Source organism: Corynebacterium jeddahense, assembly GCF_028609865.1.
Lineage (GTDB): Bacteria > Actinomycetota > Actinomycetes > Mycobacteriales > Mycobacteriaceae > Corynebacterium > Corynebacterium jeddahense.
On record NZ_CP063194.1, the window covers coordinates 1520840 to 1538473 of the forward strand.

At 69.1% G+C, this 17634-nt stretch carries 13 protein-coding genes; 10 read left to right on the forward strand and 3 right to left on the reverse strand.

Annotated elements, in window-relative coordinates:
• Positions 1-22 precede the first annotated feature (22 nt).
• Both CJEDD_RS07455 and CJEDD_RS07460 read right to left on the reverse strand, forming a co-directional pair.
• Entirely contained in the window at positions 23-1834 is a 1812-nt protein-coding gene (locus tag CJEDD_RS07455) for a DEAD/DEAH box helicase (protein WP_042407995.1), read from the reverse strand.
• Positions 1831-2085, reverse strand: coding sequence for a DUF3039 domain-containing protein (locus tag CJEDD_RS07460; protein WP_074432542.1), 255 nt, complete (start codon positions 2083-2085; stop codon positions 1831-1833). The genes CJEDD_RS07455 and CJEDD_RS07460 overlap by 4 nt, the downstream gene beginning before the upstream one ends.
• A 51-nt stretch (positions 2086-2136) precedes the next feature.
• Between CJEDD_RS07460 and CJEDD_RS07465 the strand changes: the two genes are divergently transcribed.
• The 6 genes from CJEDD_RS07465 to galE all read left to right on the forward strand — a co-directional run bounded on the left by CJEDD_RS07465 (position 2137) and on the right by galE (position 7617).
• A complete protein-coding gene (locus CJEDD_RS07465; RefSeq protein ID WP_273657460.1) occupies positions 2137-2640 on the forward strand; it encodes a DUF3099 domain-containing protein in 504 nt (167 codons plus the stop codon).
• A gap of 30 nt (positions 2641-2670) precedes the next feature.
• Entirely contained in the window at positions 2671-4230 is a 1560-nt protein-coding gene (locus CJEDD_RS07470) for a N5-glutamine methyltransferase family protein (protein ID WP_081764566.1), read from the forward strand.
• Between the two features lie 15 nt (positions 4231-4245).
• Positions 4246-4680, forward strand: coding sequence for a D-aminoacyl-tRNA deacylase (dtd, locus tag CJEDD_RS07475; RefSeq protein ID WP_042408543.1), 435 nt, complete (start codon positions 4246-4248; stop codon positions 4678-4680).
• A 135-nt stretch (positions 4681-4815) separates the two neighbouring features.
• On the forward strand, positions 4816-5808 hold the full coding sequence (locus tag CJEDD_RS07480) for a sigma-70 family RNA polymerase sigma factor (RefSeq protein WP_042408540.1): 993 nt from the start codon (positions 4816-4818) through the stop codon (positions 5806-5808).
• A gap of 115 nt (positions 5809-5923) precedes the next feature.
• Positions 5924-6613 carry a metal-dependent transcriptional regulator gene (locus CJEDD_RS07485; RefSeq protein WP_042408537.1) on the forward strand — a complete coding sequence of 230 codons (690 nt, stop codon included), beginning with the start codon at positions 5924-5926 and terminating at the stop codon, positions 6611-6613.
• 20 nt (positions 6614-6633) lie between these two features.
• On the forward strand, positions 6634-7617 hold the full coding sequence (gene galE, locus CJEDD_RS07490) for a UDP-glucose 4-epimerase GalE (protein WP_042408534.1): 984 nt from the start codon (positions 6634-6636) through the stop codon (positions 7615-7617).
• Here galE and CJEDD_RS07495 read toward each other — a convergent pair.
• Complete coding sequence (locus CJEDD_RS07495; protein WP_074432555.1) at positions 7614-8789, reverse strand: DUF4192 domain-containing protein; 1176 nt, start codon at positions 8787-8789, stop codon at positions 7614-7616. The two genes, galE and CJEDD_RS07495, sit on opposite strands and share 4 nt — an antisense overlap.
• A 215-nt stretch (positions 8790-9004) precedes the next feature.
• Here CJEDD_RS07495 and CJEDD_RS07500 point away from each other — a divergent pair, with 215 nt between their 5' ends.
• The 4 genes from CJEDD_RS07500 to CJEDD_RS07515 all read left to right on the forward strand — a co-directional run bounded on the left by CJEDD_RS07500 (position 9005) and on the right by CJEDD_RS07515 (position 17597).
• Positions 9005-10054, forward strand: a complete 1050-nt coding sequence (locus CJEDD_RS07500; RefSeq protein ID WP_415857858.1) for a PAC2 family protein — start codon at positions 9005-9007, stop codon at positions 10052-10054.
• Positions 10055-10120: 66 nt separating this feature from the next.
• Positions 10121-12679: a DEAD/DEAH box helicase gene (locus CJEDD_RS07505; RefSeq protein WP_042408552.1), complete on the forward strand. Its 2559-nt coding sequence runs from the start codon at positions 10121-10123 to the stop codon at positions 12677-12679.
• Between the two features lie 80 nt (positions 12680-12759).
• Positions 12760-14007 (forward strand): NAD(P)/FAD-dependent oxidoreductase, encoded by a 1248-nt coding sequence (locus CJEDD_RS07510; protein WP_042408525.1) that lies wholly within the window; start codon positions 12760-12762, stop codon positions 14005-14007.
• 158 nt (positions 14008-14165) lie between these two features.
• On the forward strand, positions 14166-17597 hold the full coding sequence (locus CJEDD_RS07515) for a proline dehydrogenase family protein (RefSeq protein ID WP_042408707.1): 3432 nt from the start codon (positions 14166-14168) through the stop codon (positions 17595-17597).
• Positions 17598-17634 lie beyond the last annotated feature (37 nt).

Here is a 17634-nt window from a genome sequence, read left to right on the forward strand (position 1 = left end):
CTACCCCGCTACTCCCCCAGTGCTACCAGTCCCGGAGAAACGCGATGCGTTCGCGCAGCTGCTCGGCGCTGCACAGCGCGGTGGGTGGGCCGCCGCAGGCCTTGCGCACCTCGGTGTGGATCGCGCCGTGGGGCCGGCCCGTCTTGCCCGCGGCGATGGCGACGCGGGCGTTGAGCTCCTTGCGCAGCTCCGGGATCTCGTCCGCCGCGGTGGCGCGCGCGTCCTGGGTGCCGCGGGCGCCCTGTTCGCCGGCGGGTGCCGCCTGCCCCGCTCCCCTATCCGGGCTCTCGCCGAGCACATCGGCGCGCTCCCGAGCCTTGCGCTCCGCCGCCCGGCGCGCCTTCTCCTCCGCGTCGCGGGCGTCGAGCTGGTCGCTCTGCCGCTTGGCCAGGAGCGTGCGGACCTGGTCGGCGTCGAGGAGGCCGGGCAGGCCGAGGAAGTCCTGCTCCTCCTCGGAGCCGGCGACGGTGGGTGTGCCGTAGGTGGAGCCGTCGAAAATGAGCGAATCGAGCTCGGCGGAGGCGCCGATCGCCTCGTAGTTCGGGTTGTCGTCGGGCTCGGTCTGCGTCCGGTTCGCCTGCTCGAGGAGCTCGTCGGACCAGCCGGACTCGCGGTGCGGCTTGCCCAGGACGTGGTCGCGCGAGATCTCCATCTCCTCGGCGAGGCGCAGGAGCACGGGGACGGACGGCAGGAACACGGAGGCGGACTCCCCGGGCATACGCGAGCGCACGAAACGGCCGATGGCCTGGGCGAAGAACAGCGGTGTGGAGGCGGAGGTGGCGTAGACGCCGACGGAAAGGCGGGGCACGTCGACGCCCTCGGACACCATGCGCACGGCGACCATCCACTCGTCGCGCGAGGCGGAGAACTCGTCGATGCGCTCGGACGCACCCGGCTCGTCGGAGAGCACGACGGTTACCGGCGTGCTCGAGAGCTGGCTGAGGATCTTCGCGTACGCGCGGGCGGTGGTCTTGTTTGTCGCGATGACGAGCCCGCCGGCGTCCGGCATGTTTGCGCGGATCTTGGTCAGACGGGTGTGCGCGGCGGTGAGCACGGCGGCGATCCAGTCGCCCTTCGGGTCGAGCGCCGTCTTCCAGGCGCGCGCGGTCTGCTCGGCGTTGAGCGGCTCGCCGAGGCGGGCCGAGTACTCCTCGCCCGCCGAGTCCTTCCACTGTGCCTCGCCTGAGTAGGCGAGGAAGACGACGGGGCGCACGACGCCGTCGGCGAGCGCGTGGGAGTAGCCGTACGTGTAGTCCGACTCAGAAACGAGGTGGCCCTCGCCGTCCTCGACGTAGCGCACGAACGGGATCTGCGAGTCGTCCGAGCGAAACGGCGTGCCGGTGAGCGCGAGGCGGTGCTCCACGTCGTTGTATGCCTCGTAGACGCCGTCGCCCCAGCTCTTCGAGTCCCCAGCGTGGTGGATCTCGTCGAGGATGACCAGCGTGCGCCGCGCTGAGGCGACGGCGTGGTGCTTGAACGGGTGCATGCCCACCTGCGCGTAGGTGACCACGATGCCGTCGTAGGCGGCGTTGACGGCCGAGGAGTTGGTGAAGTTGGGGTCGAGGGACAGGCCGAAGCGCTTCGCGGCGTCCGCCCACTGGTGCTTGAGGTGCTCGGTGGGCACGACGACGATAACGCGTTGGACAGACTTGTCGTCGAGAAGCTTCGAAGCGAGCGTGAGGGCGAACGTGGTCTTGCCGGCGCCCGGCGTCGCCACGGCCATGAAGTCGCGCGGCTTCGTGCGCAGAAACGAATCGAGGGCCTCCTGCTGCCATTTACGCAGCGAAGGCCCGGCCGATCCGGTTGATGCGGACTGGGTCCCTTGCGACCTCACTTGCGGCGCAGCCCCTTGTAAATCCGTTCGCAATCGGGGCAGACGGGCGAGCCTGGCTTCGCCTGCTTTTTCACTGGGAAGGTCTCCCCGCACAGCGCGACGACCATCTTGCCGGAGATCGCGGAATCCACGATCTGGTCCTTCTTCACGTAGTGGAAAAACTTCGGGGCGCCGTCGTCGGTGCTCGACGAGGTGTCCTCCCGCAGATCCGGCCGCTCGAGTGTCTTCGTCGTCGTATTCACGCGATCCATCATGCCCCAAATGGGGCGGGACGTTAAGCCGGGGCGCTAACCTCGAGGTTCATGAGCGAACAGGGACGCCACCCCGACGAGGGCATCGTGGACATGAAGCCGGACGCAGGCCAGGTACCCGCGCCGGCTGCGCGACGCCACAAGTGGCGCTCGCGCTCGAAGCGGGCGCTCATTACCGACGCTTCGCACACCGCGGAACACAACCGCCAGTCGCGGGAGCGCCAGTACACGATCCTGCAAGGGCTGCGCATCCCGTTTATCCTGCTGGCGATTTTCGCGGCGTGGAAGAACTACTGGGTGCTCGCGTCGATCCTCTTCGTCGTTTCGGTGCCACTGCCGTGGATCGCCGTGGTCCGCGGCAACGCAGTCGGCGAGGTGCGGGATTCACGCACCCGCAACGTGTACAAGCCGGCGGCGGCGCGCGAGCAGCAGCGCATGGAGGCGCAGCGGCGGCGTGAACTCGGCGGTGCTGCGGGCGAGCCGGGCGAGCCGGGTGGCGCGGGCGGCGAGCACTCCCCCGTTATCATCGATGCCGACAATCACGGCCCGCACTAGCACCCAAAACAACCCCGAACGGAGCCCCGCGTGAACGACCCCGCCCCGCTGACCGCCAACCTCCCCACCGTGGCGGAGGAGCTGGCCCGCGAACTTGCCGCCGCGGGGTTTACCGCCGACGGCATCGCCGCCCACCTCGGGCCCGAGGCCACCGAGGCGCTCTACCGCCGCGAGCCGGGCGTCGTCCTCGACGCGTGCGGCGACGACTCGCGGCTCGCGGCGCTCATTCGCTTCTTCCTCCTGCGCCGCCCGGCGACCGCGGAGCAGCTCGCGGACATGCTCAACCCCCGACTCGCGCTGTCGCTTCTCGACGAATCCGTGGTCGTCCACTGCGACGACAGCAGCCTCGTGCGCCCCGCCCTCGACATCCGCCCCCACGTCATCGCGGGCACCCCGCGGCTCATCCTCTCCGACCTCGACGCGTCCATGACGGACCACGTGCCGGGGCGCGACCACGTGCTCGGCGTCGGATCCGCCTCGCTGTCGCTGTTGAACGCGTCGCCGCACACGCCCGTCACGTCGGTGCTCGACCTCGGCACGGGCTCCGGGGTGCAGGCGCTCGCGCAATCCGGCGCCGCCGAGCACGTGGTGGCCACGGACATCCACGGCCGGGCGCTGCAGCTCGCGGCGGCCACGATGGCGGCGAACGAGGTCAGCAACGTCGAGCTGCGCGAGGGCGCCTGGTTCGAACCCGTCCGCGGGCAGCGCTTCGATCGCATTGTTGCCAATCCCCCGTTTGTCGTCGGCCCGCCTGAGGTGGGCCACATCTATCGCGACTCGGGGCTCGATCTCGACGGCGCCTCCGCCCTCGTCGCGGCCGGCGCGCCGGAGCATCTCGCCGAGGGCGGCCGCGCGTTCCTCCTCGCGTCGTGGGCGCACGTCCTCGGCGAGACGTGGCAGTCGCGCGTGGCGTCGTGGCTGCCGTCTACCGGGGTGAACGCGTGGGTGCTGCAGCGCGACGTGGTCGACCCCGGAATGTACGTCTCCACGTGGCTGCGCGACGAGTCCATCGACCCGCGCTCGCCCGAGGGCGTGTCGCGCACCGCCCAGTGGCTCGAGCACTTCCGCGAGCGCGACGTCCACGCGGTCGGCTTCGGCTGGATCCTCATCGAAGACATCGGCAACGCGCCCAGCGAGGTCACGTGCGAGGAGCTCACCCAGCCGTTCACCGACCCGCTTGGCCCGGAGGCCGAGGAGTACTTCACGCGCACCGCATGGCTGCGCGACTCAGCCGCCGACGACGTCCTCGACGCGCGCTACGTCGTGCGCCCCACGGTCGCGCTCGAGGACGTCAAGCTCGCCGACGCGCAGCTCGGCATGGGCTTTGAGTCGCAGGCGCTGCGCCTCACGCGTACCGACGGCCCGAGGTTCACCCACGACATCGACGCCGGCGTGCTCGCCATCGTCTCCGGCCTCCACCCCGAGGGCCTGACAGTGCGCGACGTCGTCGGACTCTACGCCGCGTCGCAGGGCGTCGCCGACAGCGAAGGCGTCGCCGAGCTCGAGCGCGCATCCGTCTCCGTGGTCGTCGACCTCGTGCGGCACGGGCTGCTCCTGCCCGCCGACATCGCCCAACTCACCCACCTGTAGCAGGAAGGAACTGCCGTGAAAGCCGTGCTCACCCGCGTCACCAACGCCTCGGTCACCGTCGACGGCGCGGTCGTTGGCGCCATCGACTGTCCCGAGACCGGCGGCGTGCTTGCGCTCGTCGGTGTGGGCCGCGACGACGCGGAGGACGCGTGGCGCACCGTGGCGCGCAAGATCGCCGAGCTGCGCATCCTCGACGGCGAGGTCTCCGTCGGGGACGCGGGCGCCCCGGTGCTGCTGGTCAGCCAGTTCACGCTTATGGGACGCACGGCGAAAGGCCGCCGCCCCTCGTGGAGCGACGCGGCGCCGGGCGGCGTCGCGGAACCGGTCATCGAGCGCATCGCCGCGGAGCTGCGGCGGCGGGGTATCACGGTGGAGCAGGGCAGGTTCGGCGCGCACATGGAGGTGGCGAGCGTTAACGACGGCCCGTTCACCGTCATCGTCGAGGCGTAAGTCGAGGCGTAAAAGGTGGACAGGTTCCTAGGAGTTGGCTGAATTTTAATCGGCGATCTGGGAACAATGGCACGCTGGCAATCGTTGCCCCACTAGATTCCCCGCCGTCCATTTTATCCGAGGAGGCATTGGCACATGACCCAACCGGATCGCGCCGCGCAAGAGAACGAGGAAGCTGTCGACCGCGGCAGCCGCAGGAACCAGACAAACGACAATCCGTCCGCGGATCTGGTTCGTGTCTACCTCAACGGCATTGGCAAGACCGCCCTCCTCGACGCGGAAGAGGAGGTGGAGCTCGCCCAGCAGATCGAGGTCGGCCTCTACGCCCAGCACCTGCTCGATGACCCGGACGCGCACCTCACGCGAGCCATGAAGCGCGACCTGAAGATCCTGGCGAAGGAAGGCCGTAAGGCGCGCGCCCACCTCCTCGAGGCGAACCTCCGACTCGTGGTGTCCCTGGCCAAGCGCTACACGGGCCGCGGCATGCCGCTGCTCGACCTCATCCAGGAGGGCAACCTCGGCCTCATCCGCGCGATGGAGAAGTTCGACTACACGAAGGGCTTCAAGTTCTCCACGTACGCGACGTGGTGGATCCGCCAGGCCATCACCCGCGGCATGGCGGATCAGTCCCGCACCATCCGCCTCCCAGTCCACCTCGTCGAGCAGGTGAACAAGCTCTCGCGCATCCGCCGCGAGATGTACCAGTCCCTCGGGCGCGAACCCACGAACGAGGAGCTGGCGGAGGAATCCGGCATCGATGAGTCGAAGATCGAGATGCTGCTGCGCCAGTCCCGCGACCCGGTCAGTCTGGACATGCCGGTCGGCGCGGACGAGGAGGCGCCGCTCGGCGACTTCATCGAGGACGCCGAGGCGACCGACGCGGAAGACGCTGTGGTAACCACCCTGCGCCACGACGACATCGAGGACATCATCAACGGCCTCGAGCAGCGCGAGCAGGACGTCATCCGGATGCGCTACGGCCTGACCGACGGCGTGCCCCGCACCCTCGACCAGATCGGCCGCCAGTACGGCCTGTCCCGCGAGCGCGTGCGCCAGATCGAGCGCGAGGTCATGGCGAAGCTCCGCGCCGGCGAGCGCGCCGACCGCCTGCGCGACTACGCGCTCTAGCGCCACCGCGCCCCGCAGCCCAGCTACCCCGCCGCACGTCGGCAGTAGCTGGGCTACAGTATTTCTCTATCGCCCTGAACCGTCTCCGCAACCGCGAATAGAAGGATGAAGCATCGTGCGCGACCTCGTCGACACCACAGAGATGTACCTCCGCACCGTCTATGAGCTCGAAGAGGAGGGCATCACTCCCCTGCGCGCCCGTATCGCCGAGCGCCTCGAGCAGTCGGGGCCGACAGTGTCGCAGACGGTTGCCCGCATGGAGCGAGACGGCCTCATCGTCGTGGAGCACGACCGCTCGCTTTCGCTCACCGACGCAGGGCGCGAGCGCGCCACCGCGGTGATGCGCAAGCACCGGCTCGCGGAGCGCCTGCTTACCGACGTACTCAAGCTCGACCTCAGCCAGGTCCACGAGGAGGCGTGCCGGTGGGAGCACGTGATGAGCGACGAGGTGGAACGCCGCGTCGTCGCGGTCCTGGACAACCCGACGTGCTCCCCGTTCGGCAACCCGATCCCGGCGCTCGACGAGCTGGGGGTCGCCTCCCCGTCGTCGCCAGAGCTGGGAACGCGCGCGTCGGACCTGCGGCTGAAGGAGCCGGTGCGTGCACGCGTCGTCCAGATCAGTGAAATCCTCCAGGTGCCTCTGGAGGACGGTCTGTCCCTCGCGGCGACGGGCCACCTCGTCGGCGAGGTGGTCACGCTCAGCCCGCTGGAGGCAGGCGGCGTCGCCATCGATACCGCCGAGGGCAAACATTTCGAGCTTCCGGGCGATGTCGCCCACGCGCTGCGCGTGGAGCAGGAAGCGTAAGGCAGGAGAGGAAACAGCACATGAAGCTCGTAGTCACCGGCGGCGCCGGGTACGTGGGAAGCGTCTGCGCGGCGACGCTCATCGAGGCCGGCCACGAGGTCGTTGTCATCGATGATTTGAGCACGGGCAACCGCTACGCGGTGCCCGAGGGGGCGGCGTTCGTCGAGGGCAATCTCGTCGACGTGGCCGACGAGATCCTCGGCGGCGGGGACGTCGACGGCGTGCTCCACTTCGCTGCACGCTCCCTCGTCGGCGAGTCGGTCGAGGACCCGGCGAAATACTGGCACGGCAACCTCGACGTCACCCTGTCCCTGCTCGACGCGATGCGCCGCCACGGCGTGCACAGCCTCGTGTTCTCCTCCACCGCCGCCACATATGGGGAGCCGGACGTGGTGCCGATCACCGAAGACGCGGCGACCCGCCCGACCAACCCGTACGGCGCGACGAAGCTGGCCATCGACTACGCCATTACGTCGTACTGCAACGCGTACGGCTTGGGCGCGACCAGTTTGCGGTACTTCAACGTCGCCGGCGCGCACGACGGAGTGGGCGAGAACCACCTCACCGAGACGCACCTCATCCCGATCGTGCTCCAGGTGGCGATGGGCTACCGCGAGAAGATCATGGTCTACGGCGACGACTGGCCTACTAAGGACGGCACCTGCGTGCGCGACTATATCCACGTGCGCGACCTCGCCGACGCGCACCTCCTGGCACTGCAGTCGAACTCCCCCGGCACGCACCGCATCTACAACCTCGGCTCGGGCGACGGTTACTCCGTGCGCGAGGTCATCGACGTGTGCCGCGAGGTTACCGGCCACCCGATCCCGGCCGAGGTGGCGCCGCGCCGCGCTGGCGACCCGGCGGTGCTCATCGCGTCCTCGGAGAAGATCCGCAGCGATCTCGGCTGGGACCCGACGCGCACCGAGCTGCACCGGATCGTCGAGGACGCCTGGGAATTCACCCGCGCGCTCGGCGACCGGTCCCACTCCGCCCGGCGCTAGCCGTCGGCCTGCGCCGCCGCCCGTCGCTCGACCTCGCGCCAGGTGTCCCGGCAGCCGCGCCTGCTGAGTTCGATTAACGCGCCTGCCTGGCCGACGCCGAGGACGTTTGCCAGCAGCCCGGCGAGCGAGTGCGCCGGTACCTCGTCGTCCGCGCACATGAGCGCGACGCTTGCCCACCCGTGCAGCTGCTGCGAGACCGCGACCATCGCCCAGAGGCACAGGGCGTTGGCGCGGATGCGGCCGCTGAAGTTGCGCGCGACGCTCACCAGCACGGCGCTCGCGGCGCCAGGATGGTCGAGCGCGTGCTCGATGAGGCAGTCGCGCAGCATGTTGCGCGTGAGCATCGCGGCGACGAGCTCGACGTCGGCGGCGGAGGCGAACACGTCGTCGAGAATGAGGCTGCCCTCGCTGTCGATGAGCTTGACGTTCGGGGCTGCCAGGAACACGTTGGAGGCCGCCTTCATCTGGCGCAGCGCGAGCCACGGTGCCGACTGGGTGAGTTCGAGCAGCTCGGCGCCTTTCCGGTACGCCTCCGGCGCGATCGCCTCGCTCATCGCCACGTCGGCGTCGGAGACGGGGTCGAAATGGCGAAACACGTCGTCGCGGTGGAGCTCGGGCAGGACCCCGTGGGTGATCAGCGGGCGCATCGCGGCAGAGGCGGCGACGGAGGCGACGGTTCCGCAGTGGTACCCGGCGTCCCATCCCCACGAGTCGAATATTTCCGCATCGGGGCCGAAGACGAGCTGGTAGTGGGTGCCGTCCGCGATCTCGGAGACGATCCAGCAGGCCTCCACGAGCTCGCCGAACTCGTCGGCCGCCTGGTGCAGGCCCGCCGCGGCGGCGGCGACCATGTCCGAGTGCGGCACGCGGGTCACGATCACGGCGAAGGTGGCGACGTGGTTGCCCGCTGGAACGCGCTGGAGGGCACGCTGGATACTGGTGGTGCTGCCGAGGTCGGCGTCGAGGTACGCCCCCACGTCGAGCGCGCCAGGCTCGCCCGGGCGCGCGTAGAGGCTGACGAGGATCACGGCCTCGTTCGGGAAGTACCCGAGCGCGCCCGGGATGGAAGCGATGAGGTGGGACGGGGACTGGAGTGCGGCGGCGGTTTCGAACTGGGCAGTCTGATCGCCAGGCTGATTTGTTCCTTGCGGTTGCGGTTGAGTATTCGTCATAAGTATATGACGCAGAAACCACCCCTCCGGTTCCCTCGCGCACCGGAAAATATCGGCCCGCCGCGCCTGGGCGGGCCCGGCGTCGGGCACAATGGACACTCCACGTGGGCGGGCGCCGGGAATGATTCGGTTCCCCCGCCCGTTGTGCAGGTGGAGCGAGCCGGCAATCCGGCTCCGATGTTTGAGGAGGCCACACCATGACGCAGGATCGTCGAATGTACGAACTGGAGTACCCCGCGCCCCGCGTCGGCGAGGAATCGTCGCCGGGGCCGACGCTCGTCATCGCGATGCACGGCTACGCCGACGCCGGGCACGCGGTCGAGTCCGCGGCCGACCATCTCAAGGCCGCGCTGGAGTCCCGCACCGTCGCCACGTTCAGCAACGACGAGCTCATCGACTACCGCTCGCGGCGCCCGACGGTGACCATGGCGCATGCCGAGATCACCGACGTCGCCGACCTACAGCTGGATATGCGCGTGCTCCGCGACGAGCAGGGCGCGTCGTTCCTCCTGCTCTCCGGCCCCGAGCCGGACCTGCGGTGGGAGGCGTTCAGCGAGGCCGTCGCGGACCTCGCGGACCGCTTCGACGCCGCCCAGACGATCTGCCTGTACGCGGCCCCGATGGGTGCGCCGCACACCCGGCCGCTCGTCGTGTCCGCGCACGGCAACGACCGGGACCTCGTCGGGTCGATGTTCACCTTCGACGGGATGGTGAGCGTGCCCGGCTCCGCGTCGATCCTCATCGAGCGCGAGCTGCACAAGCGCGGGCGCAGCGTCGCCGGGTACACCGCCCACGTGCCCCACTACGTCGCGGCGTCGCCGTACCCGCACGCCACGTTCCAGCTCCTGCAGTCCGTCGAGGACTCGACCGACCTGCAGTTCCCGCTGCGCTCGATCGAGGCGGACATGGCTCGCATTTCCCAGCAGCTCGCGGAGCAGACCAACAACTCCGAGGAGATCACCCAGGTGGTGCAGGCGCTCGAGGAGCACTACGACCGGGAGATGGACGAGTACCGCAACCGCCACCCGCAGGCGATGATGCCGGGCGAGGCGCAGATGCCCACCGGCGAGGAGATCAGCGAGGCGTTCGAGAACTACCTCACCGCCATCGAGGACCGCGACCGCGGGGATCGCCGTGGCCTGCCCCGCAGCGAGGAGGACGACCAGCGCCTGCGGGACCACTACGTCATCGACCCCGACGCACCCGAGGACGAGACCGGCGGCGAACCCGGCGACGACCCCGGCGAACCCGGCGACCGCGGCTAGGCCCGCTCGGGCGGCCGGGGTCGTGTCGGGGCGTCGGCTACGGTTGAACGCGTGACGCTCACCGACATGCTTGCAGACATCGCCGAGGCCCCGGAAAACCTGTTCGAGGACGCGGTCTGGGATTCGTTCACCGCGTGGACCGCCTCCCGCGGGATCACCCTCTACCCGGCGCAGGAGGAGGCGTCCCTCGCGCTACTCGCCGGCGACAACGTCATCCTCGCCACCCCAACCGGCTCGGGGAAGTCGATGGTGGCCAACGCCGCGCACTTCATCGCGCTGGCGCGCGGGCAGCGGACGTTCTACACCGCCCCTATCAAGGCACTGGTGAGCGAGAAGTTTTTCGCGCTGTGCGAGATCTTCGGCCCGGAAAACGTGGGGATGATGACGGGTGATGCGACGGTCAACGGCAACGCCCCCATCATCGCGGCGACGGCGGAGATCGTCGCTAATATCGCCCTGCGCGAAGGGGCGAACGCGCGCATCGACCAGGTGGTGATGGACGAGTTCCACTACTACTCCGAGCCCGACCGCGGCTGGGCGTGGCAGGTGCCGCTGCTCGAGCTGCCCAAGGCGCAGTTCCTGCTCATGTCCGCCACGCTCGGCGACACCGCCTGGCTCGAGGAGGACCTCTCGCGGCGCACCGGCCGGCGCACCACCTACGTCGGCGGGGCCCAGCGTCCCGTCCCCCTCGACTTCCACTACGTGTTCACCCCGGTCCACGAGACCATCGAGGAACTCCTCGCCGACGGCAAGGCGCCGATCTACGTCGTCCACTTCTCCCAGCGGGAGGCCACCGAACGCGCCCAAGCGCTCACGAGCATGAAGATGGTCACGGCGGAAGAAAAGGCCCGCATCGCGGAGGAGATCGGAGACTTTCGCTTTACGACGACCTTCGGCAAGACCCTCTCAAAACTCGTCCGCCAGGGCATCGGCATCCACCACGCGGGCATGCTGCCGAAGTACCGCCGCCTCGTCGAGCGCCTCTCGCAGACCGGCCTGCTCAAGGTGATCTGCGGCACGGACACCCTCGGCGTCGGCATCAACGTGCCCATCCGCACGGTGCTCATCACGGGGTTGGCAAAGTACGACGGCACCCGCAGCCGCATCCTGAAGTCCCGCGAGTTCCACCAGATCGCGGGGCGCGCTGGCCGCGCCGGGTACGACACGGAGGGCACCGTCATCGTGGAGGCGCCGGAGCACGAGATCGAAAACGTCAAGCTGCGGCGCAAGGCGGGCGACGACCCCGCGAAGCTGAAGAAGCTGCGGAAAAAGTCGGCGCGCGAGGGCGAGGTGTCCTGGTCGGAGAAGACCTTCGAGCGTCTCAAGGTCGCGGAGCCCGAGGAGCTGACCAGCCAGTTCAAGGTGTCCAACTCGATGCTGCTCAACGTCGTCGCCCGCCCCGGGGACGGCTACGAGCACATGCGCCACCTCCTGCGCACCAACCACGACAACCGGGCGAAGCAGAACCGCGACATCGTCACCGCGGTTCACCTGTTCCGCGGGCTGGTCAACGCCGGCGTGGTCGAGCGCACGCCCGACTCCCCCGCCTTCCGCCCGTACACGCTCACCCAGGAACTCGACCGTGATTTCGCGCTCAACCAGCCGCTCGCCCCGTTCGCGCTCGCGTTCCTGTCGCTCCTCGACCCGGAGTCGGAGACGTACACGCTCGACGTGATCTCCGCCTTCGAGGCGATCCTCGACGATCCCCGCCAGCTACTGCAGGCGCAGCAGACCGCCGCGCGCGGCGAGGAGATCGCGGCGCTGAAGGCGGAAGGCGTGGACTACACGGAGCGCATGGCGATCGTCGAGGACGTCACCTACCCCAAGCCGCTGGAGGACGAGCTCGAAGAGGCGTTCGAGACCTTCTGCGAGGGTAACCCGTGGGCGAAGGAATTCGAGCTCTCGCCCAAGTCGGTGGTGCGCGACATGATCGAGCACGCGATGACGTTTTCCGACCTCACCGCCACCTACGGCCTCGCCCGGTCAGAGGGTGTGGTGCTGCGCTACCTCACCGACGCGTGGCGCACGCTGTCTTACTCCGTCCCGGAGGCGTACATAAACGACGAGCTCGAGGACATCGTCGTCTGGCTCGGCGAGCTCATTCGCCAGGTGGATTCCTCGCTTATCGACGAGTGGGCGCACATGACGGGCGACGACCAGCCGGTGGGCCAGGACACCATCGACCGGGAGCTCGCCTTCGGCGTGGAGGACCCGACGGCGCTCACCGCGAACCGGCGCGCGTTCACCATCATGGTGCGCAACTTCTTCTTCCGCCTCGTCGAACTGTTCGCCTACGAGAAGGAGGACCAGCTCGCGGGGATGCTGGACTACCTCGACCCGGACGCGCGTCTCGATTGGCCGCAGGCGATGGACGACTACTTCGACGAGTACGACGACGTGGACCTCGGGCCGGACGCCCGCGGGCCCGAGCACTTCCGCATTGAGGACACGACCGGGCGGCGGTGGCCCGTCACCCAAATCATCAAAGACCCGGACGGCGACAACGCGTTCCAGCTCCACGGCGTGGTGGACCTCGACGCGTCCGACGAGGCGGGCGAGGTGCGGCTGGCGTCGCTCGAGATGCGGGGGCTGCGGGGGCTGGCCGGAGGCGTCGATACGCAATAGCCCGAACTGCCTGCCCCGCGGGCGGGGCTGCGGTACATTACCTCAAGCACAACGATTCCCCGAAGTGAGGAGGACCACACATGACCCGCACACTCGTCGTCGGCGCCGGCATGACCGGCCTGGCCACCGCGTGGCACCTGCAGGAATACGGCCACGACGTGGAGGTGATCGACCGCATCGGCGTCGCCGCGGGCTCCTCCTGGGGCAACGCGGGCTGGCTCGCACCGGGCAAGACCATCCCGCTGTCGAACTCGAGCCTCTGGGCGTACGGGCCCACCGCGCTCTTTGACAAGCACGCCGCGCTCGACGTGCCGGTGCGCATCGACCCGAAGCTGTGGCGCTTCTGCGCGAACTTCATGGCGCACGCGACGGGCCGCGCCTGGGACAAGACGATGGCCGGGCTGACCAAGGCCGACCTCGCGGCGCTCGCCGCATTCGACGAGCTCGAGGCCGGCGGCGTCCAGGCGCACACGAACGAGGGCCCCTTCATCATCGGCTTCGAGGATGAGGACCACGCCGCCGGCTTCCTCAAGGAAGTCGAGGGCGCGCAGCGCCACGGCCAGGACATCCCTTTCGAGCAGATCACGCTTGACGACGCACGCACCGACGCCCCGATGCTCACCGACAAGGTCGGCGCGACGTACCGCATGGGCGGACAGCGCTTCATCGAGCCTGGCCCGTACTGCCAGGCGATCGCGGGCTCGATCGTCGAGCGCGGGGGCACGATCACCACCGGCGTCGAGGTGGTCGAGGTGCGTTCCACCCGCAAGCCCGCCGTGAAACTGGCCACCGGCGAGTGGCTCGCCGCGGACAACGTCGTCATCGCCACCGGCGCCTGGCTACCCAAGCTGGCGAAGGACCTCGGCGTGACCACCCTCGTGCAGGCCGGCCGCGGCTACTCGTTCTCCGTGGAGACGGCAGAGCCGGCGACCTGCCCCGTCTACCTACCGGATCCGAAGATCGCCTGCACCCCGTACCAGGGCCGCTTCCGCGTCGCCGGCACCATGGAGTTCCGCGGGCCGGACGAGCCGTTCCAGCCCGGCCGCATCGACTCGATCATCCACACGACGAAGCCGTTCTTCCGCGGCATCGACTGGGAGGACCGCCAGGACGAGTGGGTCGGCTCGCGCCCAGTCACCCCGGACGGGCTGCCGCTCGTCGGCGCGACGAAGGTGCCCAACGTGTACACGAACGGCGGCCACGGCATGTGGGGCATCATCCTCGGCCCGCTGTCCGGCAAGATGCTGGCCAAGCAGATCGCCACCGGCGAGGTCGACGAGACGATCAAGCCGTTCGACCCACTGCGCGGGCCGTTCGGCGGCCTCTAGGCCCCACCTCCTCCCCCGCCACCCCCGCTCGAACCACGGTGTGAGCGGGGGTTTTGCGTCACGGCGGAAAAACACCGGGGCGGTTGTCATGAAGCTCCCACTCCTGGCCTAAGTTATGCGTTGTCACATTCATGACTCTTGAGTGATAAGGAACACAGATGCCACAGCTCAGCACCAGCCAGACCCCGCCGCCGAACAGCGCCGATCTCGACGCCGTCGTCGAGGCCGCCGTCGCGCGCGCCTACCACTGGATGGACGAGACAGCGGAGGCGGACGCCAACGACGCCTCCACCCAGCAGCTCGCCGAAATGCTCCGAGACGACAACGGCGTGCGCTTCACCATGGACTTCGTCGACCGCGTCATGCGCCCGGAGAGCAACCGGGTGGCCGCGAACGCGCTGCGCTCCATCACACGCGGCGTGGACGCGCGGTTCTTGGGCCAGATCAACGCATTGCTCGTCGGCGTGGGCGCCTTCGTCGGACCGTTCCTGCCCAACGTGGTCGTGCCCGCCGCGCGTGCCCGGCTGCGCCAGCTCGTCGGCCACCTCGTGCTCGACGCCGAGTCCGACGCGGTGAACAAGCTCCTCGACAACGCGAAGCAGCGCGGCGAGCAGCTCAACCTCAACCTCCTTGGCGAGGCCGTCCTCGGCGAGGAGGAGGCGACCGACCGCGCGGAGCGCACCCTCGCCCTCATCAAGAACCCGCGCGTCACCTACGTCTCGGTGAAGGCGTCCTCGATGGTCTCCCAGCTCAACCACTGGGACTACGACGAGTGCGTGCGCCAGGTGAAGAACCGCATCCGGCCGCTTTACCGCGCGGCGCGCGACCGCGACCCGCGGGTGTTTATCAACATGGACATGGAGGAGTACCACGACCTCCACCTCACCATCGACGTGTTCACCCAGCTGCTCAGCGAGGACGAGTTCAAAGATTACGAGGGCGGCATCGTGCTCCAGGCGTACCTGCCGGACACGCTCGGCGCGCTGGAGTACCTCGCCGAGTTCGCGCAGCGGCGCGTGGCCGAGGGAGGCTCGAAGATCAAGATCCGCCTAGTCAAGGGCGCGAACCTCTCCATGGAGCGCCATCACGCCGAGGTGAAGGGCTGGCCGCAGGCCCCGTACCTGACCAAGGACGAGGTCGACGCGAACTACTACCGCCTGCTCGACTTCATCCTCCGCCCGGAGTACGCGGACGCGCTGTCCATCGGTGTCGCTTCGCACAACCTGTTCACCTCCGCGCTCGCCTACGAGCTCGCGCAGCGCCGCGGCGTGACCAGCATGGTGGATTCGGAGATGCTGCAGGGCATGTCACCCGCGCAGCAGGAGATCGTCCGCGACGTCTACGGACGCCAGATCCTCTACACCCCGGTGGTCAAGCGCGACGACTTCGACGTCGCCGTGAGCTACCTTGTGCGCCGCCTTGAGGAAACGGCGGCCCCGCAGAACTTCCTCCCCGCACTCTTCGCGCCGAAGACGGCGGACCACGACCCGATCAAGGAGCAGGAAAAGGTCTTCCGCTGGGCGGTGGACAACCGCTGGGACGTGCACAACGGGCCGAACCGCACGCAGAACCGTAACGACGAGCAGGGGCGCCACGTGGCGGCCGACTCGGCCGCCACCGGCCGCTTCCTCAACGAGCCGGACACCGACCCGGCGCTCGAGGCGAACCGCGCGTGGGCCGTCGAGCACCTCAACAACCCGCCGGCGGTGGACACCGGCGAGGAGATCACCGACCCGTCCGCCATCCGCGACCACATCGCCCGCGCGCTCGAGGCGCAGCGGGCCTGGGGCGCGCGTTCCTCCGACGAGCGCGCCGAGGTGCTCGAGGCCATCGGCGACGAGATCGCGCGTCGCCGCGGCGACTTCATCGCCATCGCCGCCCACGAGGCCGGCAAGACCGTCGACCAGACCGACCCGGAGATCTCCGAGGCGATCGACTTCTGCGACTTCTACGCCGACAGCGCGCGCCACCTCGACGACATCGCGGGCGAGTTCGAGCCGAACAAGCTCACCGTCGTCGTCCCGCCGTGGAACTTCCCCGTCGCCATCCCCACCGGCGGCGTCATGGCCTCGCTCGCCGCCGGCTCCGCCGTCATCCTCAAGCCCGCGCCGCAGGTGACGCAGTGCGCCAAGCTCATCGCGGACTGCATCCACACCGTCTTCGAGGCGAAGGGCATCGACCCGGACACCGTGCAGTACGTCCGCGCCGACGAGGGCGAGGCGGGCAAGGCGCTGCTGACCGACGACGCCGTCGACGCCATCATCCTCACCGGCGCCTCTGACACCGCACAGCTGTTCAAGTCCTGGAACCCGAAGCTCAACGTGATGGCCGAGACCTCCGGTAAGAACGCGATCATCATCACCCCGTCCGCGGACCCGGATCTCGCGGTCAACGACCTCTACCTCTCCGCGTTCGGCCACTCCGGGCAGAAATGCTCGGCGGCATCCCTGGCCATCCTCGTCGGCTCCGCCGGAGAATCCGACCGGCTGAAGAACCAGCTGCTCGACGCCGCCTCCACCCTCGTCGTCGGCCCGGGCACCGACCTGTCGACGACGATGAACGGGCTCATCGAGGCCCCCGGCGAGAAGCTCGAGCGCGGCCTGACCCGTCTCGAGCCCGGCGAGACCTGGTTGCTCGAGCCGAAGCAGCTCGACGAGGAGGGCAAGTTCTGGTCCCCCGGCATCCGCGACGACGTCAAGCCCGGCTCCTGGTACCACCAGAACGAGTGCTTCGGCCCCGTCCTGGGCATCATGCACGCGAAAGACCTCGACGAGGCCATCGAGTGGCAGAACTCCACCGGGTACGGCCTCACCGCGGGCATCCACACCCTCGACGGCGACGAGATCAACCACTGGCTCGACCGCGTCGAAGCCGGCAACGTCTACGTCAACCGCGGCATCACCGGCGCCATCGTGCAGCGCCAGCCGTTCGGCGGCTGGAAGAAGTCCTCGGTGGGCCCCGGCGCGAAGGCGGGCGGGCCGAACTACGTGGCGCAGATGGGCACGTGGCGCGACAGCGACACCCTCGCGCCGTCGCCGGGCGTGAGCCTCTCCGCGAAGGTGCAGGGCCTGCTCGAGGAGTTCCGCCCGCAGGTGAGCACCGAGGATTACGGCTGGCTCTCCCGCGCCGCCGAGTACGACCAGCGCGCCTGGGACCGCGAGTTTGGCCACGGCCACGACTTCTCCGGCCTGCGTTCGGAGGCGAACATCTTCCGCTACCGCAACACGCTCGAGCCGGTCGTGATCTACGTCGGCGAGCACTACGCGCTGCGTGACGTCTACCGCCAGCTCATCGCCACCGCCATCACGGGCACCGCGGTACGCGTCGTCACGCCGGCAACGCTCGCGCCGGACCTCGAGGCCGCGGGCGTCACCGTCGACGCGCACACCGTCGAGGGCAACCCGCCGCGCGTGCGCGTCATTGGTGACGCCCCCGAGGAGCTCTACGGCGACATCTCGACCGCGGTGTTCGACGGGCCGGCGCTTATCGACGGCCGCAGGGAGCTCCTGCCGTACCTGCTCGAGCAGTCTGTCTCCGCCACCCTCCACCGCTTCGGCGTCATCCAAGACCCGGCCGGCATCCGGGACTAGCCTCCCCTTCCCCTATCCACCTACCCCAGGGGGTCCG

What these genes read in the sequence shown, in the direction of transcription:
- CJEDD_RS07460 (WP_074432542.1), bottom strand. Translation starts at nt 2,085, where the DNA reads ATGGATCGCGTGAATACGACGACGAAGACACTCGAGCGGCCGGATCTG.
- CJEDD_RS07465 (WP_273657460.1), top strand. Translation starts at nt 2,137, where the DNA reads ATGAGCGAACAGGGACGCCACCCCGACGAGGGCATCGTGGACATGAAG.
- CJEDD_RS07480 (WP_042408540.1), top strand. Translation starts at nt 4,816, where the DNA reads ATGACCCAACCGGATCGCGCCGCGCAAGAGAACGAGGAAGCTGTCGAC.
- galE (WP_042408534.1), top strand. Translation starts at nt 6,634, where the DNA reads ATGAAGCTCGTAGTCACCGGCGGCGCCGGGTACGTGGGAAGCGTCTGC.
- CJEDD_RS07495 (WP_074432555.1), bottom strand. Translation starts at nt 8,789, where the DNA reads ATGACGAATACTCAACCGCAACCGCAAGGAACAAATCAGCCTGGCGAT.
- CJEDD_RS07500 (WP_415857858.1), top strand. Translation starts at nt 9,005, where the DNA reads ATGTACGAACTGGAGTACCCCGCGCCCCGCGTCGGCGAGGAATCGTCG.
- CJEDD_RS07505 (WP_042408552.1), top strand. Translation starts at nt 10,121, where the DNA reads ATGCTTGCAGACATCGCCGAGGCCCCGGAAAACCTGTTCGAGGACGCG.
- CJEDD_RS07510 (WP_042408525.1), top strand. Translation starts at nt 12,760, where the DNA reads ATGACCCGCACACTCGTCGTCGGCGCCGGCATGACCGGCCTGGCCACC.
- CJEDD_RS07515 (WP_042408707.1), top strand. Translation starts at nt 14,166, where the DNA reads ATGCCACAGCTCAGCACCAGCCAGACCCCGCCGCCGAACAGCGCCGAT.